At 74.0% G+C, this 21,693-nt stretch carries 16 protein-coding genes and 1 tRNA gene; 1 reads left to right on the top strand and 16 read right to left on the bottom strand.

What is annotated here, in order from left to right; translation table 11 throughout:
• Window positions 1-36 precede the first annotated feature (36 nt).
• Window positions 37-109: transfer RNA gene (locus tag ACTMS2_RS09720), tRNA-Asn, on the bottom strand.
• A 272-nt stretch (window positions 110-381) separates the two neighbouring features.
• Here ACTMS2_RS09720 and ACTMS2_RS09725 point away from each other — a divergent pair.
• Complete coding sequence (locus ACTMS2_RS09725) at window positions 382-786, top strand: hypothetical protein (protein WP_101412308.1); 405 nt, start codon at window positions 382-384, stop codon at window positions 784-786.
• Window positions 787-937: 151 nt separating this feature from the next.
• Here the strand turns inward: ACTMS2_RS09725 and ACTMS2_RS09730 are convergent, their stop codons facing one another.
• The 15 genes from ACTMS2_RS09730 to ACTMS2_RS09800 form a co-directional block, all read right to left on the bottom strand.
• Window positions 938-1,945 carry a sugar phosphate isomerase/epimerase family protein gene (locus ACTMS2_RS09730; protein ID WP_441175103.1) on the bottom strand — a complete coding sequence of 336 codons (1,008 nt, stop codon included), beginning with the start codon at window positions 1,943-1,945 and terminating at the stop codon, window positions 938-940.
• Between the two features lie 306 nt (window positions 1,946-2,251).
• Window positions 2,252-4,360 carry a ThuA domain-containing protein gene (locus ACTMS2_RS09735; RefSeq protein ID WP_441175104.1) on the bottom strand — a complete coding sequence of 703 codons (2,109 nt, stop codon included), beginning with the start codon at window positions 4,358-4,360 and terminating at the stop codon, window positions 2,252-2,254.
• A 76-nt stretch (window positions 4,361-4,436) separates the two neighbouring features.
• Window positions 4,437-7,304 carry a PQQ-dependent sugar dehydrogenase gene (locus ACTMS2_RS09740; protein ID WP_441175105.1) on the bottom strand — a complete coding sequence of 956 codons (2,868 nt, stop codon included), beginning with the start codon at window positions 7,302-7,304 and terminating at the stop codon, window positions 4,437-4,439.
• Between the two features lie 308 nt (window positions 7,305-7,612).
• Window positions 7,613-8,677, bottom strand: coding sequence for a polyprenyl synthetase family protein (locus tag ACTMS2_RS09745; protein ID WP_441175106.1), 1,065 nt, complete (start codon window positions 8,675-8,677; stop codon window positions 7,613-7,615).
• The gene (locus ACTMS2_RS09750) at window positions 8,674-10,149 is read right to left on the bottom strand and encodes an alkaline phosphatase family protein (RefSeq protein WP_441175107.1); all 1,476 of its coding nucleotides are present in this window, start codon (window positions 10,147-10,149) and stop codon (window positions 8,674-8,676) included. The genes ACTMS2_RS09745 and ACTMS2_RS09750 overlap by 4 nt, the downstream gene beginning before the upstream one ends.
• Before the next feature lie 76 nt (window positions 10,150-10,225).
• Window positions 10,226-11,428 carry a metabolite traffic protein EboE gene (gene eboE / locus ACTMS2_RS09755; protein WP_441175108.1) on the bottom strand — a complete coding sequence of 401 codons (1,203 nt, stop codon included), beginning with the start codon at window positions 11,426-11,428 and terminating at the stop codon, window positions 10,226-10,228.
• Complete coding sequence (locus ACTMS2_RS09760) at window positions 11,428-12,297, bottom strand: TatD family hydrolase (RefSeq protein WP_441175109.1); 870 nt, start codon at window positions 12,295-12,297, stop codon at window positions 11,428-11,430. Before ACTMS2_RS09760 ends, eboE begins: the two co-directional genes overlap by 1 nt.
• On the bottom strand, window positions 12,297-12,899 hold the full coding sequence (locus tag ACTMS2_RS09765) for an EboA domain-containing protein (RefSeq protein WP_441175110.1): 603 nt from the start codon (window positions 12,897-12,899) through the stop codon (window positions 12,297-12,299). The genes ACTMS2_RS09760 and ACTMS2_RS09765 overlap by 1 nt, the downstream gene beginning before the upstream one ends.
• Window positions 12,900-12,934: 35 nt before the next feature.
• Complete coding sequence (locus ACTMS2_RS09770; RefSeq protein ID WP_441175111.1) at window positions 12,935-13,882, bottom strand: sugar phosphate isomerase/epimerase family protein; 948 nt, start codon at window positions 13,880-13,882, stop codon at window positions 12,935-12,937.
• A complete protein-coding gene (locus ACTMS2_RS09775; protein ID WP_441175112.1) occupies window positions 13,879-14,799 on the bottom strand; it encodes an SCO3242 family prenyltransferase in 921 nt (306 codons plus the stop codon). The genes ACTMS2_RS09770 and ACTMS2_RS09775 overlap by 4 nt, the downstream gene beginning before the upstream one ends.
• The gene (locus ACTMS2_RS09780; RefSeq protein WP_441175113.1) at window positions 14,783-15,943 is read right to left on the bottom strand and encodes an inositol-3-phosphate synthase; all 1,161 of its coding nucleotides are present in this window, start codon (window positions 15,941-15,943) and stop codon (window positions 14,783-14,785) included. Before ACTMS2_RS09780 ends, ACTMS2_RS09775 begins: the two co-directional genes overlap by 17 nt.
• Before the next feature lie 485 nt (window positions 15,944-16,428).
• On the bottom strand, window positions 16,429-17,652 hold the full coding sequence (locus tag ACTMS2_RS09785) for a Gfo/Idh/MocA family protein (protein WP_441175150.1): 1,224 nt from the start codon (window positions 17,650-17,652) through the stop codon (window positions 16,429-16,431).
• Between the two features lie 53 nt (window positions 17,653-17,705).
• Window positions 17,706-18,761 (bottom strand): substrate-binding domain-containing protein, encoded by a 1,056-nt coding sequence (locus ACTMS2_RS09790; RefSeq protein ID WP_441175114.1) that lies wholly within the window; start codon window positions 18,759-18,761, stop codon window positions 17,706-17,708.
• A gap of 164 nt (window positions 18,762-18,925) precedes the next feature.
• A complete protein-coding gene (locus ACTMS2_RS09795) occupies window positions 18,926-20,050 on the bottom strand; it encodes an ABC transporter permease (RefSeq protein WP_363626680.1) in 1,125 nt (374 codons plus the stop codon).
• On the bottom strand, window positions 20,047-21,558 hold the full coding sequence (locus ACTMS2_RS09800; RefSeq protein ID WP_441175151.1) for a sugar ABC transporter ATP-binding protein: 1,512 nt from the start codon (window positions 21,556-21,558) through the stop codon (window positions 20,047-20,049). Before ACTMS2_RS09800 ends, ACTMS2_RS09795 begins: the two co-directional genes overlap by 4 nt.
• Window positions 21,559-21,693: the final 135 nt, after the last annotated feature.

Here is a 21,693-nt window from a genome sequence, read left to right on the forward strand (position 1 = left end):
CCCGCCGGCGTGGCCGACGGGCGTCAGGTGTGGAAGCTCCCCCGTTTGGACTCGAACCAAAAACCTGCCGGTTAACAGCCGGCTGCTCTGCCAATTGAGCTACGGGGGACCGTTGCGTCTTCCGGCACCGATCTCGCTGCGCCGTGCGACGGGGACAAGAGTACAGGATTCCGGGGGGTGTTGGTCCAGGGGGTTACCCCCGGAACCATCCCCCGGGCCAGACGATAATAAACCGAGACAAATCGTCATCCCGGCACAAGGAGGTATGAGCGGAGAGCAGGATGGGTAGTTAGCTGCGGACAGAGAAGGCAGGCGCGATTTGGTCGCCTCCGGTGGGGTAGCCCGCCGGACGACGGCGCGTCAGGTACGGAAGGAGCCGCCATGCGCGGAAAGATGATGTTCCTTGGCGGGCTGGCTGCGGGATTCGTCCTGGGCGCCCGTGCCGGTCGGGAGAAGTACGAGGAGCTGGTGATCCGGGGCCGCAAGGTGCTCGACCACCCGACCGTCCAGGAGGCGGCCGGTGTCGCGCAGGCCCAGGCGACCCGCCTCTACAGTGAGGGCAAGGACAAGCTCGGCCAGTCGAAGCTGGGCGAGAAGCTGAGCAGCAACGGCCAGAAGCAGGAGCTGACCGCCGCCGACGACGCGTTCGCCGGCACGCCGGCCACGGTCGGCGCGAAGAGCGCCTCCGGGTCGTCGAGCACGAGCGCGACCCCCGGGTCGACCTCGGCCACCACCACGCCCCGTAGCAAGCCGTCCAGCTCGGGCACCAACGGCAGCACCCTCTGATCGCACCTTCGAGCGGGCCGGACGCCTTCGGGCGACCGGCCCGCTCGGGTGTTGCCCGCTGCCGCCGGCCGCCCCCGTGCGCGCCCGCTGACGGAAGCCCGCCCGGGTGCGGGACCCTCGACGTCGGCCCGCCCGGGTAGGCCCGGAGCGGTCAGTCCTTGCTGCTGAACGCGGCGTCGAAGGCAGCGGCCGGGGCGTCGAAGGCGAGCCGGCGGACGAACTGCAACGCCTCCGGGGCACCGACGAGGCGGTCCATCCCGGCGTCCTCCCACTCGATCGAGATCGGGCCGGCGTAGCCGATCGCGTTCAACGCCCGGAAGCAGTCCTCCCAGGGCACGTCGCCGTGGCCGGTGGAGACGAAGTCCCAGCCGCGCCGCATGTCCGCCCACGGCAGGTGCGAGGCGAGCCGGCCCCGCCGCCCGTCGCCCGTACGCACCTTCGCGTCCTTGCAGTCGACGTGGTAGATCCGGTCGGCGAAGTCGAAGATGAAGTTCACCGGGTCCAGTTCCTGCCAGACGAAGTGCGACGGGTCCCAGTTCAGCCCGAACGCGGGCCGGTGTCCGACCGCCTCCAGCGCCCGCTTCGTCGTCCAGTAGTCGTACGCGATCTCGCTCGGGTGCACCTCGTGGGCGAAGCGCACGCCCACCTCGTCGAAGACGTCGAGGATCGGGTTCCACCGGTCGGCGAAGTCCTGGTAGCCGCGCTCGATCATCGACGGCGGCACCGGCGGGAACATCGCCAGCGTGTGCCAGATCGACGACCCGGTGAAGCCGACGACGGTGTCCACCCCCAGCTTCGCGGCCGCCCGCGCGGTGTCCTTGATCTCCTCGGCGGCGCGGCGGCGTACGCCCTCGGGTTCGCCGTCGCCCCAGATCCGGGCGGGCAGGATGCCCTGGTGCCGCTCGTCGATCGGGTGGTCGCAGACGGCCTGGCCGACCAGGTGGTTGGAGATCGCGAAGACCTTCAGGTTGTGCTTCGCGAGGGTCTCCCGCTTCCGCTCGACGTACGAGTCGTCCGCGAGCGCCTTGTCGACCTCGAAGTGGTCGCCCCAGCAGGCGATCTCCAGCCCGTCGTAGCCCCACTCGGCGGCGAGCCGGCAGACCTCGTCGAACGGAAGGTCGGCCCACTGGCCGGTGAAGAGCGTGATGGGTCGCGCCATGGTGCTTCTCCCCTGTGGTGATGGGGGATTCCGTGGGTGCGGGACCGGGGCGAGGGTGACCGGCCGGGCCGTACGCGACGGGCCGCTGCGGATCGCCGGTGGGTGCCTGCGCACCTGGACCCGGGCGGGTTGCGCCTCCCGCCGGTCACCGGCAACCGCGACGGTCGCCGCCCCCACTCTAGGACCGCCGGGCCCCCCACGAAAGCCCCCGCCCCTCCCCGCGGTCCTGCGGCTCTCCGTCCCCGGTACGCACACCGTGCCGGGCCGGACCGCGGGATCGCGGGGAGGGGCGGGAGGGTCAGCGGATCAGGGCAGGGTCCACTTCTGGTTGGCGCCGGTGTGGCAGGTCCACAGGTGCACGGCCTGCCCGTCGGCCGGGTTGTTGCCCGAGACGTCCAGGCACTTGCCCGACTGCGGGTTCTTCAGCGTCCCGTCCGCCTGGGCCGACCAGTTCTGCGCGCCCGTACCGTTGCACGTCCACAACTGGATCTTCGTCCCGTCCGCCGAGGCGCCGCCCGAGACGTCCAGGCACTTGCCCAGCGCCTTCACCGTCGAGTTCGGCGTCACCGTCCACGTCTGCGCGGCGGAGCCGTTGCAGGTCTGGATCTGGATCTGGGTGCCGTCGGCCGTGGCGCCGTTGCGCACGTCCAGGCACTTGCCGCCCAGGCCCCGGATCGGCCCGACGCCGCCGCTGCCGCCGGACCTGACCAGGGTGAAGTCGTCCACGTCGAAGAGCCCCGTGCCCGAGCCGGTGAAGGTCAGGTAGAGGTCCCGGGTGCCGGACGGCACCCCGGACAGGGCGGTCGTGACGTCGGCGAAGGTTGTCCAACTGCCCGTGTTCGGCACGGCGACCGAGCCGAGCACGGTGCCGGTCGTGGACCCGGTACGCACCTGGAGGGTGCCGCCCGGACCGCCGGAGACGACCCGTGCCCGCAGCGACGTCACCCCGGTCAGGTCGAGCCCGGCGTACGCGGCCCAGTCGCCCGGGTCGATGTGGCCGAGGGTCTGGCCGCCGTTGGCGCCGGCCTTGGCGAACGGGGCGACCCCGCCGGCCGAGCTGAACGCCTCCGCCTGGACGGTGGTGTTCCCGCCCGGCGGGTTGACGCCGAGTTCCTTGATCCGGATGTTGCGGAACGACGCGTCGTCGCCGGTGCCGTGGTTTTGGAGCCCGATGTGGCCGGCGAGCGAGCGGACCGGGTCGGTGTTGGTGAAGTCGTTGATCTTCACCCCGTTGAGGAAGACCTGGAGGCGTTCGCCCTCGACGAGCAGCTCGTAGGTGTTCCACTCCCCCGGCGGGTTGAGCGCCGCGTCCCGGGCGGCGATGTCGGCGGACTTGAAGGTGTAGACCGCGCCGGTGGTGCGGTCGGCCGCGTCGGTGGCGTCGATCTGGATCTCGTAGCCGTTGTTCACCGCCGACCAGGGGTCGCTGGAGGCCGGGAAGCCGATGAAGACGCCGGAGTTGTCGTCGCCGGCGAGGCGCCAGTCCAGCTTCAGCGAGTAGTTGGTGAACTGCTTCGCGCTGTACCAGTACAGCCCCATCCCGCCGACCGAGGTGAGGGTGGCGTCGGCGTTGCTGAAGCTGCCCGGCCCGGCCTGCGACCAGCCGGTGGTGGAGCCGTTGTAGAGCGGCGTGTACCCGCTCTCGGGCCGGCAGTCGGCCTTGGCCCGGCCGGCCGCGTACCGGATGCCGCCGAGCAGGTGGGCGCGGAAGGCCGGCTCGGCGTACGACGCCTGGGTGTGCCCGCCGCCGGTGTAGAAGGACCGGCCCCCGCTGTAGGTCTTGCACCAGGAGTGCGGGTGGTCGGCGCCCATCGAGCCGCCCGAGTAGGAGGACTCGTCGAGGGTGGCCAGCACCCGGGCCGTGGAGCGGGCGTTGGTCTGGTAGTTGTACCACTCGTCGGTGCGGGTCCAGGTCTGCGGCAGGTGCGCGGTCGCCGCGTGCGCCCGGTTCTCCGCCTTGACGTTCGCCTGTTGGATGTGCGGGTGCGAGGCGAAGTACGCCCCGACCAGGTTGCCGTAGAAGGACCAGCCGTACTCCGTGTCGGCGGCGGCGTGCACGCCGACGTACCCACCGCCGGCGCCGATGTACGACTCGAAGGCGCTCTGCTGGGTGGCGTCGAGCACGTCGCCCGTGGTGTTGAGGAAGACCACCGCCTCGAAGCGGGACAGGTTGGCGGTCGTGAACTGGGCGGCGTCCTCGGTGGCGGTGACGGTGAAGTTGTTGGCCGCGCCGAGGTCGCGGATCGCCTGCGTGCCGACCGCGATGGAGTCGTGCCGGAAGCCGGCCGTCTTGGAGAAGACCAGCACGTCGTACGGGGCGTCGGCGGCGCTGGCGGGGGTGGCCGGGGTGGTGCAGGCGAGGACGGCGAGGACGGCGGTGGCCGCGCCGAGGATGGGTCGGAGGAGTCTGCGCATGTCGCTCTCCAATTGCCGGGGCTGTCGAGGGCCCGCCGAAGCGGGGAGGGGCACGGCGGCCCCTCCCCGCCTCAGGTCAGGGCAGGGTCCACTTCTGGTTGGCGCCGGTGTGGCAGGTCCACAGGTGCACGGCCTGCCCGTCGGCCGGGTTGTTGCCGGAGACGTCCAGGCACTTGCCGGTCTGCGGGTTCTTCAGCGTCCCGTCCGCCTGGGCCGACCAGTTCTGCGCGCCGGTGCCGTTGCAGCCGTACAGCTGGATCTTCGTGCCGTCGGCGGACCCGCCGCCGGAGATGTCCAGGCACTTGCCCAGCGCCTTCACCGTCGAGTTCGGCGTCACCGTCCACGTCTGCGCGGCGGTGCCGTTGCAGCCGTAGATCTGGATCTGGGTGCCGTCGGCCGTGGCCGCGTTGCGGACGTCCAGGCACTTGCCGCCGAGCCCGACGACCGGGCCGGTGCGGACCCCCGCCGCGCCGGTGGTGAAGGCGAACGTGTCCACGTCGTAGAGCGCGCCGGTGCCCGCGCCGGCGAACGTGAGGTAGAGGGTCCCGGTGCTGGCCGGCGCACCGGAGATGCTGCCGCTGACGGTGGTGAACGTGTCCCAGGCGCCGGTGACCGGGACGGTGGCGGAGCCGAGCACGGTGCCGGTGGGCGAGCCGACCCGCACCTGGAGGGTGCCGCCGGCGCCGGCCGAGGAGACCCGGGCGCTGAACGAGGTCGCGTTGTCGATCCGGTACGGCTCGAACGCGATCCAGTCGCCGTTGTGGATGTCGCCGACGGTCCTGCCGCCCTCGGCGGTGGCCTTGTCGAAGGTCCCGACGCCGGAGGAGGTCTTGAAGTGCTCCGCCTGGCGCTTGCGCGGCTGGAGGGTGTGCTGCTTGTGCGTGGTCAGCCCGCCGGCGTCGGTGTACTCGGCGTCGAAGACGGCGAAGATGTTCGCCGCGTCGTCGTGCTCACCGTCCACGGGGATGGTGATCGAGCCCGAGCAGCCGTTCTTCGAGGTGATCTGGTGGCCGTGGTTGTCGTGGCCCAGCACGTACGTCATCTTGACCTTGGAGCAGTCGATGGCGGCGTCCTCGGGGTCGGTCACGGTGATGCTGAACGGCACGGTGTCGCCGTAGCTGAACAGCTTGCCGTTGGCCGGGCTGTTGATGGTGACCGTGGGGGCGGTGTTGCCGACGCCGATCTGCACGTTCGCCGTGCCGGTGGCGCCCTGGGGGTCGCGTACGGTCAGCGTGACCTGGTAGGTGCCGTTGGCGGTGTACGTCTTGCTGGGGTTGGCCGCCGTCGAGCTGGTGCCGTCGCCGAACGCCCAGGAGTACGTGAGCGCCCCGCCCTCCGGGTCGCTGGACCCGGCCGAGGAGAAGTTCACGGTCAGCGGGGCCGCGCCGGAGGTCTTGTCGGCCGCGGCGACGGCGGTCGGCGCCCGGTTGCCGCCGGCGATGTAGTCGTAGCGGTAGAGCGCCGAGTTGGCGTCGCCGTTGAAGTACCCGGTGCCGTAGTCGAGGACGTAGAGCGCGCCCTCGGGCCCGAACGCCATGTCCATGACCTGCTTGCCGTTCCACGGGAACGTGTCGATGCCACCCGGGGAGCCGTCGGCGTTGAGGTGGATCGGCTTCACCCAGCCCCGGCCGAGTTCGCCGGCGAAGAACTGCCCGTCGAAGGACTGCGGGAACTTGGTGGTGGAGTTGAGCGCGGCGTCGTAGCGGTAGACCGGGCCGCCCATCGGCGACTCGGAGCCACCGCCGAACTCCGGCGGGGTGCCGGCGTCGCCGGCGTACCGGATCCAGGCCGGCTTCGCGCCGGGCAGGGTGGGCAGGCCCGTGTTGCGGAACGAGTTGTTGGTCGGCCCGCCGGAGCAGTTGTACTTCGCCCCGGCGGTCCCGGCGGCGAAGTCCCACTCGGCGTACGTCTCGGTGGCCGTGTTGGTGCCCGTGCAGTACGGCCAGCCGTAGTTGCCGGGCCCGGTGATCCGGTTGAACTCCACCTGGCCGCTGGGGCCCCGGGCGCTGGTGGTGCCGGCGTCCGGGCCGTAGTCGCCGACGTAGACGATGCCGGTGGCCCGGTCGACGCTCATCCGGAACGGGTTGCGGAAGCCCATCGCGTAGATCTCGGGTCGGGTCCGCGCGTCCGAGTCGACGAACATGTTGCCGGCCGGGATCGAGTACGTGCCGTTGGCGTTCACCTTGATCCGCAGGATCTTGCCGCGCAGGTCGTTGGTGTTGGCCGCGCTGCGCTGCGCGTCGTACGCGGGGTTGCGGTTGGTGCGCTCGTCGATGGGCGCGTACCCGGCCGAGTCGAACGGGTTGGTGTCGTCGCCGGTGGAGAGGTAGAGGTTGCCGGCGGCGTCGAAGTCGATGTCGCCGCCGACGTGGCAGCACATGCCCCGGTCGGCGGGCACGTCGAGGATGTCGACCTTGCTGCCGGTGTTCATCGTGAAGTCGGCGTTGAGGGTGAACCGGGAGAGCCGGTTGACGCCCTGCCAGGCCGAGAAGTCGCTGCCGGTCGCGGGCGCGTCCCCGGCGGGGGTGGCCAGCGGCGGGGCGTAGTAGAGGTAGATGTGCCGGTTGGTGGCGAAGTTGGGGTCGGCCCCGATGCCCTGCAACCCCTCCTCGTCGTGGGTGTAGACGGGCACCGTGCCGATCACGGAGGTGGTGCCGGCGGAGTCCGTACGCCGGACCGTGCCGTTGCGGGCGGTGTGCAGGACCGACCGGTCCGGCAGCACCGCGATCGTCATGGGCTCGCCGACCTCGGCGACGCCCTTGGCGAGCGTGACCTGCTGGAAGTCGGTGCCGACGACGGGGTGGGCCTCGGCCGGGGTGGGGCCGCCCAGCGTGGCCGGGCCGGCGCCGAGGGCGACCGTGCCCGCGGTGGCGGCCAGCAGCAGCGCCGAGGCGGCGCTGAGCCGTCGGCGGAGCCGGTGGATGGGGGCGTCCTGGGTGGACATGGGTGTGCCGTCCCTTCCTGACGAGTGACTGCCAGGGCGGGCGCGCGCCGTCGCGCCGGATGCCGTAGCGGGGGATGCGCTCGGCCCGCCGGGTGCCGTGCCCGGCCGGCCGTGACCTGCGAGGGATGGGGGCGGACCCCATCGATCGGAGGTCACCAGTCGATGGGTTCCCGCGCCGCCGGTTCACCTCGACGAAACACATTCGTGATGGCCCGACATTAAGCGGCGCGCATCGATGTGTCCATACCTTCCGCCGATTCGGCACTAACTTTCGTCGATCTCACGGAAAGTCGTCGGCGCGCGGCGACTCAGCAGGGCCGGTCGACGGCCTGGGCGGCGAGCCCGGCCAGGGCGGCGCGGGCCTCGGCGGTCACCGGGGCGGACGCCAGCGCCGCGAGCGCGGCCTCGGCGCGTACCCGGATCATCCCCTCGATCCGCTCACGGGCCCCGGTGGCTTCGATGATCTTCCGCAGCTCGGCGGCGCCGTCGCCGTCCAGCTCCGGGTTGCCGAACAGCTCCCGCAGCCGCGCGGCCTGCGCCCGGTCCGCGGCACCACGGGCCAGCGCCATCATCACCGTCGGCTTGCCCTCCCGCAGGTCGTCCAGGACCGACTTGCCGGTGACCGTCGGGTCGCCGAAGACCCCCAGTACGTCGTCGCGCAGCTGGAACGCGTCGCCCAACGGGTCGCCGAACCCGGCCAGCGCGGCGACCCGCTCCGGCCCGGCCCCGGCCAGCGTCGCGCCGATCTGCAACGGCCTGGTGACCGTGTAGCGGGCCGCCTTCATCCGGACCACGGTCAGCGCGCTCGCCACCGACCCGTCGCCCACCCCCGAGACCAGGTCCAGGTACTCCCCCGCGATCACCTCGGTACGCATCAGCGCGAAGACCGCGTACCCCCGGTGCACCCGGCCCACGTCCAGGCCGCACTCGTGGAACATCTGGTCGGACCAGGCGGCGCAGAGGTCGCCGCAGAGCAGCGCGGTGTTGCGCCCGTACGCCTCGGGGTCGCCGCGCCAGGACGAGCGGGCGTGCAGGTCGGCGAAGAGCCGGTGCACCGACGGCCCGCCCCGGCGGCGGTCGCTGCCGTCGAGGATGTCGTCGTGGATCAGCGCGAACGCGTGGAACAGCTCCAGCGCGGCGGCGGCCGCCACGATCGGGGCGCCGTCGACGCCGTGCGCGCCCCGCCAGCCCCAGTAGCAGAAGAGCGGGCGCAGCCGCTTGCCGCCGGCCAGCACGAACCGGTGCAGCGCGGTGAAGACGCCCCGGGGCGCGCCGTCCGGCCAGTCCCGGCCCTGCCGGTCGAGGAACGCGGCGAGCGCGGCGTCGAAGCGCGCCCGCAGCCCGCTCGTGTCGGTCGCGGCGTCGGCGGTCACGGCCCCTCCCCGGGCCGCCGACCCGCCACCGGGGTGGCCGGCGGGGGCGCGACACGGCGCGGCGGCGGGACCGCGCCGGGGGCCGGCGGGGACGCCAGCCCCGCCAGCTCCAGCAGCAGCGCCTTGACCTCGGTCGCGGCGACCCGGTCCCGGGCGGCGGACGCATCGGAGCAGAGCAGCACCGGCCCGTCGGCCGGGTCGGCGGGCAGCCGCCCGTGCGACCCCCGCACGGCGCGGGCGCCGGCGTCCAGCCCCACCACGCTCATCAGGTAGCGCATCCCGAGCTTCCTGCGGGCCAGCGCCACGGCGGCCCGCCGCTTCGCCGCCAACGGTGCGGCCGGGTCGAAGAAGAGTTCGGCGGGGTCGTAACCCGGCTTGCGATGAATCTCCACCAGCCGGGCGAAGTCGGGCGCGCGGGCGTCGTCGAGCCAGTAGTAGTAGGTGAACCAGGCGTCCGGCTCGGCGACGAGGACCAGTTCCCCGGCGCGCGGGTGGTCCAGCCCGTACGCGGCCCGGCCGCCGGCGTCGAGCACCTCGCCCACCCCCGGCAGCGCGGCGCAGAGCGACGCCACCGCCGGCACGTCGGCCGGGTCGCGGACGTAGACGTGCGCCACCTGGTGGTCGGCCACCGCGAAGGCCCGCGAGGTCCACGGGTCGAGGTACTCCATGCCGGCCTGGGTGTGCACCCGCAGCAGCCCCTCGGCGCGCAGCGCCCGGTTGACGTCGACCGGGCGGGACACGTCGGTGATGCCGTACTCGGAGAGCACCACCACGGTGGCGTCGCGGGCGCGGGCGGCGTCCAGCAGCGGCCCGAGCACGCCGTCCAGCTCGGCCGCCGCGGCGGCGGCCCGGGGCGACGAGGGGCCGAAGCGTTGCAGGTCGTAGTCGAGGTGCGGGACGTAGACCAGGGTCAGGTCCGGCGCGTGGTCGGCGAGGATCAGCTCGGCGGCCCGGCAGATCCACGCCGACGACGCCAGCCCGGCGCCCGGCCCCCAGTAGCTGAACAGCGGGAAGGTGCCCAGCCGGTCGGTGAGGGCGTCGTGCAGCTCCGGCGGGTCGGTGTAGCAGTCCGGCTCCTTGCGCCCGTCGGCGCGGTAGACGGGGCGGGGGGTGACCGTCCAGTCCACGTCGGCGCCCATCGCGTACCACCAGCAGACGTTGGCGACCGTGAAGCCCGGCTCGACCCGGCGGGCCGCCTGCCACAGCTTCTCGCCGCCGACCAGGGCGTGGTGCTGCCGCCAGAGCAGCACCTCGCCGAGGTCGCGGAAGTACCACCCGTTGCCGACGACGCCGTGCCCGGCCGGGAGCGCCCCGGTGAGGAACGTCGACTGCACCGGGCAGGTCAGCGCGGGCAGCACCGTGCCCAGTTCGGCGCGGAAGCCGGCGTCGGCGACCGCGCGCAACCGGGGCATGTGCGCCAGCAGCCGAGGGGTCAGCCCCACCACGTCCAGCACCACCAGCCGCCGGCTCATGTCGTCACCTCGCTCCGCTCGGCGCCGCCATGAGCCACCCCAGCCCAGTGTCGATGACTCGCTCGCTGACGCTCGCTCATCGCCGTACCTCCGCCGTCGCCGGGACCGCGCGGCCCGCCGGCGCGAGACCGAGGGCGACCAGCTCCGCGCGGGCGAAGGCCAGCTCCGCGGCGATGCCGACGGCCAGCTCCGCGGCGGTGCGCGGGCGCCGCGCGGCCGGCAGCACCCCCCAGGTGTACGTCTCGACGTCGAGGTGGTCGCAGCCCGGCGCGGGCCCGGCGTAGAGCGCGGCCAGCGCGGCGCGCAGCACCGGCAGGGTGGAGCCGAGCGGCGGCTCGGGCGGAGCGTGCAGCGGCACGTGGTAGTGCACCCGCCACGGCCCGGGCAGCCGCGCGGCCAGGGCGGCGTCCAGGTCGTCGGCGGCGTGGGCCGGGTGGGCCGGGTCCGCCGCGCCCGCGCAGCCGGCGGCGCGGGTCTGGTGCAGGAAGCGCGGCTCCACCCAGCGGTGCAGCTCCGCCGTCGCCCCGGCGGGCGCCTCGATGGCGGCCGACACCTGCACCTTCACCACCGGCAGGCCAGCCGTACGCAGCCGGCGCAGCGCGTCGGCGGGCTCCTCCCACGCGCAGGCGAGGTGGGCGAGGTCCAGGCAGACGCCGAGCCGCTCGGTGTCGAGCCCGGACAGGGCCGCGACGGCCTGGCCGGTGCTCTCCACCACGCAGCCGGGCTCCGGCTCGAAGCCCACCCGCACCGGCCGGCCGGTCTCCCGCTCGACGGCCGCCAGACCGGCCGCCAGCTCGTCGAGCCGTCGACGGGCGGCGTCCGCGCGGGCGGCGTCCCAGGGTTGCCGCCAGGCCAGCGGCAGGGTGGAGACCGAGCCCCGGGCCGCGTCGTCGGGCAGCAGGTCGGCGAGCACCCGGGCCAGGTCCAGGGTGTACGCGAGCCGCGCGGGGGTGGTCCAGTCCGGGTGGTAGACGTCGCCCTTGACGACGGGTGCCTGGAAGGCCGCGTACGGGAAGCCGTTGAGGGTGACCACCTCCAGCCCCCGGACGGTCAGCTCGGCGCGCAGCCGGCGACGGGCGGCCGGGTCGGCGGCCAACTCGGCGGCGACCGGGGCGGCCAGCCACAGCCCGAGGCCGAGCAGGTCGGCGCCGAGCGCCTCGCGTACGGGCACGGCGTGGGTGTCCAACTGGCGCAGGATGCCGGCGAGGTCCTCGGCGGGGTGCACGTTGGTGCAGTAGCCGAGGTGGACGGTGCCGCCGCCGGGGTGCCGCAGCCGCATCAGCTGCCGCCGCGCAGGATCGAGTTGCCGGCCCACGTGCCCGTGCCCGTGCCGGCGTCGACGGCGGCGTCCAGGTCCGTCAGGTCGAGCCGCCCCGACTGGCCGTAGAACTCGACCGGGTTGCGCCACAGCACCCGGTCCACGTCGTCGTCGGTGAAACCGGCCAGCAGCATCGCCTCCCCGGTGGCCCGGGTCAGCAGCGGGTCGGAGCGCCCCCAGTCGGCCGCCGAGTTGACCAGCATCCGCTCCGTCCCGTACGCCCGCAGCAGCTCCACCATGCGCGGCGGCGACATCTTGGTGTCGGGATAGATGGAGAAGCCCAGCCAGCAGCCGGTGTCGCGGACCAGGCCCACCGTCACCTCGTTGAGGTGGTCGAGCACCACCCGGCCCGGCTCGATCCCCGATTCGGCCACCACCGCGAGGCTGCGCTCGACGCCACGCGCCTTGTCCCGGTGCGGGGTGTGCACCAGGGCCGGCAGGTCGTGCGCCACGGCCAGGGCGAGCTGGGCGGCGAACGCCTCGTCCTCCTGCGGGGTCATCGAGTCGTAGCCGATCTCGCCGACCGCCACCACGGCGTCCTTCTCCAGGTAGCGCGGCAGCAGGTCGAGCACCGGGCGACAGCGCGGGTCGTTGGCCTCCTTCGGGTTCAGCGCAACGGTGGCGTGGTGGCGCACCCCGAACTGCCCGGCCCGGAACGGCTCCCAGCCGATCAGCGAGTCGAAGTAGTCGGCGAAGGAGGCGGGGCTGGTGCGGGGCTGCCCGAGCCAGAACGCCGGCTCCACCACCGCCCGTACGCCGGCGGCGGCCATCCGCTCGTAGTCGTCGGTCGTCCGCGAGGTCATGTGGACGTGCGGGTCGAAGATGCGCATCACGCCTCCTGGTTCGCGCGCAGCCGGGTGAGCAGGTCGGTCGCGTCCGCCGGCAGGCCGCGCCCGGCGGCCCGCCGCTCGGCGTCCAGCGCCCCGAGCATCGCCGCGAGTTCGCCGTCCGCGCGGGCGTCGAGGTCGTGCACCACCGCCAGCGGCACGCCGGTGAAGACGCACTTGAGCACCGCCTGCCGCCAGGCGGCCGGGTCGAGGTGCCGGGCGTACGGGCCGAGGGCGGCGGTCAGCAGCCGGGTGTCGTTGGTGCGGATCGCGTCGTGCAGCAGCGGCACGCCCGCCGCGCCGACCGGCAGCAGCGGCAGGGCCTTCAGCACCGCCCGCTTCTCGGCGGCGTCGCCGTGCAGGTAGCGGGTCCGCGCGTACGCGGCGTGCTCGTCGGGCAGCGCGGCCAGCAGCAGGGCCCGGGCCGCCTCGTCGGCGCTCCAGCCGGGCGCGTCGGGCAGCGGCGTCCGGCCGCAGCGTCGCCCGGCGGCCGGGAAGAACCGGTCGATCGCCGCCGGTTCGGCCGCCACCCGTCGCAGCGCCGCGTCGAGCCAGTCGGGATCGGGTACGCCCCGCAGCGCGGCCCGCAGTGCATCCGGTGTCATACCGTCTCCTCTCTCGTGCCTCCGCCGTGGACCGGTCACCGCCGCCGTCGCGCCGCCTCCCTCACGGCCGCATCCGGTTGCGGTCGCGCCGCTTCCCTCGCGGCGGCGCGCAGGAAGTCGAGCGAGCGGGCCGCGACGGCGGGGGCGGCGTGCGAGTGCCGGGGCAGTTCCACGGCGACCAGGCCCCGGTAGCCGACGTCGCCGAGGGCACGCAGCACCGGCGGGAAGTCGATCTCGCCGGCGCCGAACTCCAGGTGCTCGTGCACGCCCCGGCGCATGTCGTCGATCTGCACGTTGACCAGGTGCGCGCCCACCTCGCGTACGCACTCGGGGACCGGTAGCGGCTCCAGGCAGCGGCAGTGCCCGATGTCGAGGGTGATGCCGAAGCGGGCCGGGTCGCCGAGCGCGCCGCGCAGCCGGCGCCAGCCGGCGATGTCCTCGACCAGCATGCCCGGCTCCGGCTCGAAGCCGAGGGTCGTACCGGCCGCCTCGGCGGCGTCCACCACCGTCGCGCAGCCGGCGACCAGCCGGTCCCAGGCGGTCGCCGGCTCGACGTTCTCCGGCCGGACGCCGGCCCAGAGGGAGACGGCCTCCGCGCCCAGGTCGGCGCCGATCCGTACGGCCCGGCGCAGGAACTCGATCCGCCGCGCCGGGTCGTCGTGCAGCAGCGTCGGGGCGTGCTTGTGCCACGGGTCGAGCAGGTAGCGGGCGCCGGTCTCGACGACCACGGCGAGGTCGAGCGCCGAGAGCCGACGGGCGACGGCCGACACCCGCCGGGCCAGCGCGGGCGCGAACGGGTCGAGGTGGTCGTGGTCCAGGGTGAGCGCCACGCCCCGGTAGCCCAGGTCGGCGACGACGGCGAGCGCGTCGGCCAGCCGGTGGTTCGCGAACCCGTTGGTCCCGTAGCCGAAGCGGAGCCCGCCGGCCGCGCCGGCCGGCGCCGGGCTGCGGGGAGTCGGCGCGGAACGGGTCGGGGCGGTCACGTCGGCGAGACCTTCCGGGCGAGCCGGCCGCCCAGCGGCGCGGCCACCGCCACCGCCGCCCCGAGCAGCCCCGCCCCGGCGCGGGCGGTCAGCGCGCCCTGCAACGCGGGCAGTCCGGTGATCCCGGCGCCCACCGCCGCCCGTACCCGGCCGGCGGTGGGGTCGGCCGCCACCGCAACTTGGGCCGCGCCGTAGCGGGCCGCGTACCAGCCGGCCAGCAGGGCGGACAGCGCGGCGGCCGGGCCCCGCTGGAGGGCGCGGCCGGGCGGTTCGGTGCCTGCGCCGGGACGGCGGTCCCGCACCGGCGGGACGGCGCGCGGCACGGCGGCGCTCGCGGCGACCAGGGCGGTGCCGGCGAGGGTACGCAGCGGCAGCGCGGCGTCGGCGCCGGTTACCTCGCGGCGGGAGAGCGCGGTGACGGTGACGGTGTGCGCGGCCACGGTGAGCGCCGCCGGCACCGCCCGCAGCACCCGTCCGCCGGTGGCACCCAGCAGCACGTCCAGCCCCCGGCAGGCGGCCATCACGGCCGGGCCGGCGGGGGTCGACTTCGCCGCCAGGTCGTACCCCCAGACGGTGGCGGCGAGCGGGACGGCGACCGCCGCGGCGCGCCTGCCCCCGGCGGCGGTGGCGAGCGCGACCCCGGCGGCGGTGAGCCCGGCGGCGAGGCCGAGCGCGGCTGCGGGGGCCACCCGGCCGCTGGGGATGGGCCGCTCGGGGCGTTCGACGGCGTCGAGTCGGCGGTCGGCCCAGTCGTTGGCCGCCATCCCCGCCCAGTAGAGCAGGACGGACGCGGCGGCCAGCGCGGGCGTACGCCGGCCGAGCGTGCCGGCGGCCGCCGCGCCGGCGACGACGTCCCCGGGTACCGACAGCGCGGCCGGTGCCCGGACGAGTTCGGCGAGGTCAGCGAGGCGTGGCATCGGTGTCCCCCGCGTGCAGCCGGCGGGCGAAGTCGCACAGCCGGGTCCACTGCTCGGCCAGCGAGTGCGTGGGCGCGCCGAGCGGGTCCTTGAAGAAGAAGGCGAGGTCCACCAGCGGGCCGGCGTGGCCGGCGGCGTGCGCGGCGGCGGTGAGCCGGGCCAGATCGAGCACGAGGGGCGCGGCCAGCGCGGAGTCGCAGCCGTGCCAGGTGAACTCCATCCGCATCCCGGTGCCGAGGAAGCCGGCGAAGGTGACCAGGTCCCACGCGGTCTTGAAGTCGCCCAGCGCCTCGACGTACTCGATCCGGGTGCCGCCCTGAGGCAGGTGGCCGAGGGTCTCGCCGAGCACCCGCTGCTTGCTCTCCACCTTGGCCGCGTTGGCCGCCGGGTCGGCGAGGGTGGCGCCGTCGCCGCCGCCGAGCAGGTTGACCCCGGACCAGGAGCGCACCGCGAGGTGCCGCATCGCGAACATCGGCGCGAGCACGGACTTGACCAGGGTCTCCCCCGTCTTGCCGTCGTGCCCGGCGTACGGGAGGCCGCACTCGGCGGCGAGCGCCGTCAGGGCCGGCAGCCGCAGCCCGGTGGACGGGGTGAAGTCGACGTACGGGCAGCCGGCGCGCACCGCCGCGTACGCGTAGAGGGAGCTGGGTGGCAGCACCTCGTCGCCACCGGCGAGCGCGGCGGCCAGCGCGTCCGGGTCGGCGTGGCCCGGGTGCGGCAGGGCGGCCGGTTCGGTGGCCGAGACGTTGACCACCACGACCCGGTCGAGCCGGTGCCGGCGGCGGAAGTCGGTCAGGTCGCGTACGGTCGCGGCGGCCCGGTCCGCCTGGGTACCGCCTGCGGGGGCCGGGCGCAGCGCGCGTTCGACGGCGGCCAGCTCGTCGGGCAGGGCGGCGACCAGCCGGCCGGGCAGCACGCCGGCGGCGGCCAGGGCCTCGGCCCGCTTCGCCAGCGGGGTGGTGACGACGTCGTGCCCGCCGAAGACCAGGTCGGTGAAGGCCGGCAGGGCGGGCCCACGCAGGTCGGGCAGCTCGGTGACGCAGCCGGTCGGGCCGGTGAGCCCGGACCGCAGGGCGAGCGCCCCCACGATGCTGGTGGTCGCGACCGAGCCGCGCGCTCCCACCAGCCAGACACCCGTACGCATGGTGCTCCTTCCCGATCAGGAGGAACCAGCCGTGCATTGAGTTACATAGATATCAGAAGTTTGTTCAGAAAGATACGCATCTATGCGGATGGGCCCCGTCCGCCGGCCGCCCCGGGTGGAGCCCGCCGGTCCGGTGTCGACGTCGGCGGCGACGACCCCGGCCCGGCTCCCGGTGCGGGCGCGGACGGACGGGGCTGGCAGGCAGGGCCGGTCGGCGTCCCGTCCCTGCCTCCCCCGCGTCCGCCGGCCGGGACGACGGCGCGCACCGACCGGACGTCGTGGGGTGACACGGCCCGGCGGCGTCGCCGGGTGGTGACGGTCCTCCGGTGCGACCGGGGAATCCCGGTCCGGCCGCACCGGACGACCGTTCTGCTCGTGCGGCACCGGGCCACGCCGGCCCGGCCGCACGCCCTCCGGCTCCGACCTCGTCCCGGCCGCGGGGCGCAACCGCGGCCGGTCCCTCGCCGGTCGGCACCGGAGTCGGCTCAGGCGGCCACCGTGGCCAGGGCCGGCTCCACCTCCGTCCACGAGGAGCCCAGCTCCGCCGACCGGGTCACCGCGTCCAGCACGAGCTGGACCTGCAACCCGTCCACGAAGGAGGGGGCCGGGTCGACGCCGGTGGCGACCGCCTCGATGAAGTCCCGCGCCTGGTGGGTGAAGGAGTGCTCGTAGCCGATGATGTGCCCGGGCGGCCACCACGCGGACATGTACGGGTGCTCCCCCTCGGTCACCAGGATGCGGCTGAAGCCCTGCTCGGCGGCGGGTCGCGTCGCGTCGTAGAACTCCAGCTCGTTGAGGCGTTCCAGGTCGAAGGCCACCGTGCCCAGCGAGCCGTTGATCTCCACCCGGAGGGCGTTCTTGCGTCCCGTGGCGAAGCGGCTCGCCTCGTACGTGGCCAGCACGCCGCCGTCGAGCCGGGCCACGAAGACCGCCGCGTCGTCGACGGTGACCATCCCGGTGGCCGGGCGGTGGCCGTCGGCGCCGTTCGCGTCGGCCGCCGTCAGCCCGTCCACCGCCGCCCCGTCCACCATCGCCGCCAGCCCGCTCGACCCGGCCGGTAGCGGCCGCTCCTTGACGAACGTCTCGGTAATCGCGCTGACCCCGGTGATCCGCCGGCCGGTGACGTACTGGGTCAGGTCGATGATGTGCGCGCCGATGTCGCCGAGCGCACCGGAGCCGGCCCGGTCCCGCTGCAACCGCCAGACCAGGGGGAACTGCGGGTCCACGATCCAGTCCTGCAGGTACGTCGCCCGGACGTGCCGGATCACCCCGAGCCGCCCGTCGGCGACGAGCTGGCGCATCATCGCGACCGCCGGCACCCGCCGGTAGTTGAAGCCACACATCGACCGCACCCCGGCGGCCTGCGCGGTGACCGCCGCGGCGGCCATCGCCCGGGCCTCGGAGATCGTGTTGGCCAGCGGCTTCTCGCACAGCACGTGCTTGCCGGCGGCCAGCGCGGCGAGGGCGATCTCGGCGTGGCTGTCCCCCGGCGTGCAGACGTCGACCACGTCGATGTCGTCGGAGGCGACCAGCTCGCGCCAGTCGGTGGTGTGCGCGTCCCAGCCGAGCCGGCCGGCGGCGTCGGCCACCTTCGCGGTGTCCCGGCCGCAGATCAGCGCCATCCGGGCCCGCGCCGGCAGGTCGAACACCCGGTTCACGGTGCGCCACGCCTGCGAGTGCGCGGCGCCCATGAACGCGTAGCCGACCATGCCGACCCGCAGTTCTCTGTCTGTCGTGGACAAGGTGGGTCTCCCCCCGTGTATCAGAACCCGAGCTTGAGGTAGTCGCCCGCGTTCTCCTTGGTGATCGTCTCCGAGGCGAGGATGATCTCCTTGGGCACCTGGAGTTCCACCAGGTCGGACATGCCCCTGCCCTGGCCGATCAGGCGGGCCAGGGAGATGGCCGAGGAGGCCATCGAGGGGCTGTAGGTCACGGTCGCCTTGAGCACCGTGTTGTCGGCCTGGATGTCCTCCATCGCCTTCTTCGAGCCGGCGCCACCGACCATGAAGAACTCCTTGCGGCCGCTCTGGTTGACCGCCGCCAGCACGCCGATGCCCTGGTCGTCGTCGTGGTTCCAGAGCGCGTCGATCTTCGGCAGCGCCTGGAGCAGCTGCGCCGCCTCCTGCTGCCCGGAGTCGGCCGTGAACCGGGCGGCCCGGCGGTTGGCGACCTTGAAGCCGCTCGCCGTCAGGGTGTCGACGAAGCCCTTCGACCGCTCCTGGGTCAGCTCCAGCTCGTCCATGCCGGCGATCTCGCCGATCACGGGGTTGCTGATGCCCTTGGCCTTGAACTGCTCGATCATGTAGGTGGCGGCGGCCACCCCCATGCCGTAGTTGTCGCCCTTGATCTGCAGCCGGTAGGCCCGCGCGTCGGGGAACGCCCGGTCCAGGTTGACCACCGGCACGCCGGCCTTCATCGCCTCCAGGCCGAACGCGTTGAGCTCCTTACCGTCGTGCGGCAGCAGCACGATCACGTCCGGCTTCTGCGAGATCAGCGTGGACAGCGCCGCCCGCTGGGCCGCCGCGTCCGCGCCGGCCTCGACCGACTTGAACTCCACGTCGGAGTACGTCCCGGCCTGTGCCTTGGCGTTGTTGGTGATGGCGGCGATCCAGCCGTGGTCCGCAGCCGGCGCGGAGAAGCCGATGACGACCCGCTTGCCGGGCTCGTTGTTGCCGCCCGGCGCGGCCGCCGCCTTGGTCTGCGCCTCGGTCGGCTTGGTCTCGTTGCTGGTGCAGCCGGCGAGCAGCACGCCGGCGCCGACGGCGGCCCCGCCGAAGAGCAGTCGGCGGCGTGACATGTCGCGACTGTGCTGGGTCATGACGACCTCCTGGGTTGACGGTGGTGGAGGAAACTGGCGGTGCGGGACGGAAGAGGGCGTACGGGGCCCGGCCACCGTCGTTCGGGTGGCCCGGATGTCGCGGGAGTGCGGATGCGGGTCGGGTGCGGAGCGGGTCGGTGCGGCCCGGTGTGCTGCGGCACGGGTCAGGTGGTGGTGAGCCGGTTGCGGCCCAGGAACTGGGTGAGGCTGCGGAACTGGACCTGCTGGACCAGGACGGCGGCGACGATGATGCCGCCCTTGACCATGTTCTGGGCCTCGGTGGAGAGGCCGTTGATGGCGAAGAGGTTGGTGATGGTGGCGAAGATGACCACCCCGAGCAGGGAGCCGATGATGGTGCCCCGCCCGCCGCTGAGCAGCGTGCCGCCGATGATCGCGGCGGCGATCGCGTCCAACTCGTAGAGGTTCGCCATCGCCGCCTGCGCCGAGTTGGCCTGGGCGGTGAGCATGATGGCGGCGATCCCGCAGCAGAGGCCGGAGAGCGCGTAGAGCAGCACCGTGTGCCGCCGGACGTTGATGCCGGCGAGCCGGGCGGCCTCCGGGTTGCCGCCGACGGCGACCGTACGCCGGCCGAAGGTGGTGCGGTTGAGCAGCACCCAGCCGGCGGCCACCACGGCGGCGAGGATGTAGACCAGCAGCGGGATGCCGAGCAGGCTGTTGCTGGCGAGCCCGTTGATGAAGCCGTTCTCCGACACCTGGGTCTGCTTGTCGGAGATCTCGGCCGCCAGGCCCCGGGCGGCCACCAGCATGGCGAGCGTGGCGATGAACGGCACCAGCCGGCCGTACGAGATGAGCAGCCCGTTGACCAGGCCGACCGCCAGCCCGACGGTGAGCGCGCTGAAGATCATGCCGCCGGCGCCGTAGCTCTGGGTGGCCACCGTGGTGCACCAGACGCCGGCCAGCGCGACGATCGCGCCGACGGAGAGGTCGATGCCCCCGCCAATGATCACGAAGGTCATGCCCACGGTGACCACGCCGACCACGGCCGCCAGCTTGAGGATGCTCAGGACGTTGTCCCACACCCAGTCCGGATTCGAGTACAGGTCGGAGCGGGTGAGGGCGCCGATCACGACGAGAACGACCAGCACCCCGATCAGGCCGAGGTTGCGGCGGGCGCCCTCGCCGCCGTCGCCCCGCCACCAGGAGATCCGGCCTGGTGCCGCCACCTTGTCGACGGCCGCCCCGGTCTGCGCGGGATGCACCGGCGGCGACTGCGCCGGCAGGTGCGCCGCGGGCTGCGGCGCCACGGTGGGAGTAGGACCCTCGGTCATGCCGGCGCGCCTTCCATCAGGGACCCCGCCATGACGAGGTCGAGCACGGTGTTCTCATCGAGTTCGCGGGCCGGGGCCTCGTGGACGACCCGCCCCTCCCGCATCACCAGCACCCGGTCGGCCAGGCCGAGCACCTCGGGGACCTCGCTGGAGACCAGCAGCACCCCGACGCCGCGCGCGGCCAGCCCCCGGATCACCTGGTAGAGCTCCGCCCGCGCGCCGACGTCGACGCCCCGGGTCGGCTCGTCGAGCAGCAGCAGCCGGGTGTCGCCGAGCAGCCAGCGGCCGACCACCACCTTCTGCTGGTTGCCGCCCGAGAGGGTGCGCACCGGCCGGCGTACGTCGCGGGGGCGCAGCTCCAGGCTCTCGGCGATCCGGTCCGCCTCCGCCCGTTCCCGCCCCGCGTCGGTGAACCCGGCGCGGGCGTAGCGGGCGAAGGTCGCCAGGGTCACGTTGCGGTAGATCGGCTCGCCCAGCAGCAGCGCCTGGCTCTTGCGTTCCTCGGGGGCCATCCCCATGCCGGAGCGCACCGCCGCACCGACGCTGCCGGGGCGCAGTGCCCGGCCGGCCATCCGCACCGAGCCGGCCTCGGCGCGGCGCGCGCCGTAGATGGTCTCCAGCAGCTCGGAACGGCCCGAGCCGACCAGCCCGGCGATCCCGACGATCTCGCCGGCCCGGACGTCGAGCGAGACGTCGGCGAACTCGCCGGCCCGGGTCAGCCCCTCGACCGTGAGCAGCTGCGCGCCGTCGGCCGCGCCGGTCGGGCGGTCCGGGAAGACGTACTCGATGGTGCGGCCCGTCATCCGGCTGACCAGGTCGCGGGTCGGGGTGTCGCGGGCCGGCAGGTTCGCCGCGGTGGTCCGGCCGTCCTTGAGTACGGTGACCCGGTCGCCGATCTCGCGGATCTCCTCCAGCCGGTGCGAGATGTAGATGACGGCGATGCCCTGCGCGGTCAGCTCCCGGATGATCCGGAACAGGTTGCCCACCTCGTCGTGGGCCAGCACGGCGCTCGGCTCGTCCATGATGATCAGCCGGGCCTCGTGGGAGAGCGCGCGGGCCATGCTGACGATCTGCTTGCCGGCGGCGGGCAGCGCGCGCACCATCCGCCCGGGCGGGATCTCGGCGTGGCCGAGCCGACCGAGGATCTGCCGCGTACGCCCGGCCATGGCGCCCCGCCGGACGAAGCCGAGCCGACGCGGCTCGTGGCCGAGGAAGGCGTTCTCCGCCACCGAGAGGTCCTCGACCAGGTCGAGTTCCTGGTAGATCGTGGCGATGCCGGCGCGCATGGCGGCCTGCGGGTTGGCGAAGGTGACCGGGCTGCCCCGCCACTCGACGAGCCCCGAGTCGGGCCGGTGCACCCCGGCCAGCACCTTGATCAGGGTGGACTTGCCGGCGCCGTTCTGCCCGAGCAGGCAGTGCACCTCGCCCGCGCGCACCTCCAGCTGCACCCCGTCCAGGGCCCGTACGCCCGGGAAGGTCTTGACCACGTCGGTGAGGCGCAGCACCACCTCGCCCGCGACGGTGCCGGCGGGCGCCTCGACCAGCGGGGCGCCGGCGGGGGCCAGCGGCGCCGACCCGGCGGCGGGCGTCTCCTCGGTTCGGGCCACGGTCTCCTCCTCGCGCTCGCTCACGACGCCTCCCCT

It is taken from the genome of Micromonospora sp. SD12, from assembly GCF_052068495.1.
In the GTDB taxonomy this organism is placed as follows: Bacteria; Actinomycetota; Actinomycetes; order Mycobacteriales; family Micromonosporaceae; genus Micromonospora; species Micromonospora echinofusca.

Excerpts from the sequence above, each read along its gene's own strand:
- ACTMS2_RS09725 (WP_101412308.1), top strand. The coding sequence starts at position 382 with ATGCGCGGAAAGATGATGTTCCTTGGCGGGCTGGCTGCGGGATTCGTC.
- ACTMS2_RS09730 (WP_441175103.1), bottom strand. The coding sequence starts at position 1,945 with ATGGCGCGACCCATCACGCTCTTCACCGGCCAGTGGGCCGACCTTCCG.
- ACTMS2_RS09735 (WP_441175104.1), bottom strand. The coding sequence starts at position 4,360 with ATGCGCAGACTCCTCCGACCCATCCTCGGCGCGGCCACCGCCGTCCTC.
- ACTMS2_RS09740 (WP_441175105.1), bottom strand. The coding sequence starts at position 7,304 with ATGTCCACCCAGGACGCCCCCATCCACCGGCTCCGCCGACGGCTCAGC.
- ACTMS2_RS09750 (WP_441175107.1), bottom strand. The coding sequence starts at position 10,149 with ATGAGCCGGCGGCTGGTGGTGCTGGACGTGGTGGGGCTGACCCCTCGG.
- eboE (WP_441175108.1), bottom strand. The coding sequence starts at position 11,428 with ATGCGGCTGCGGCACCCCGGCGGCGGCACCGTCCACCTCGGCTACTGC.
- ACTMS2_RS09760 (WP_441175109.1), bottom strand. The coding sequence starts at position 12,297 with ATGCGCATCTTCGACCCGCACGTCCACATGACCTCGCGGACGACCGAC.
- ACTMS2_RS09765 (WP_441175110.1), bottom strand. The coding sequence starts at position 12,899 with ATGACACCGGATGCACTGCGGGCCGCGCTGCGGGGCGTACCCGATCCC.
- ACTMS2_RS09775 (WP_441175112.1), bottom strand. The coding sequence starts at position 14,799 with ATGCCACGCCTCGCTGACCTCGCCGAACTCGTCCGGGCACCGGCCGCG.
- ACTMS2_RS09780 (WP_441175113.1), bottom strand. The coding sequence starts at position 15,943 with ATGCGTACGGGTGTCTGGCTGGTGGGAGCGCGCGGCTCGGTCGCGACC.
- ACTMS2_RS09785 (WP_441175150.1), bottom strand. The coding sequence starts at position 17,652 with ATGGTCGGCTACGCGTTCATGGGCGCCGCGCACTCGCAGGCGTGGCGC.
- ACTMS2_RS09790 (WP_441175114.1), bottom strand. The coding sequence starts at position 18,761 with ATGACCCAGCACAGTCGCGACATGTCACGCCGCCGACTGCTCTTCGGC.
- ACTMS2_RS09795 (WP_363626680.1), bottom strand. The coding sequence starts at position 20,050 with ATGACCGAGGGTCCTACTCCCACCGTGGCGCCGCAGCCCGCGGCGCAC.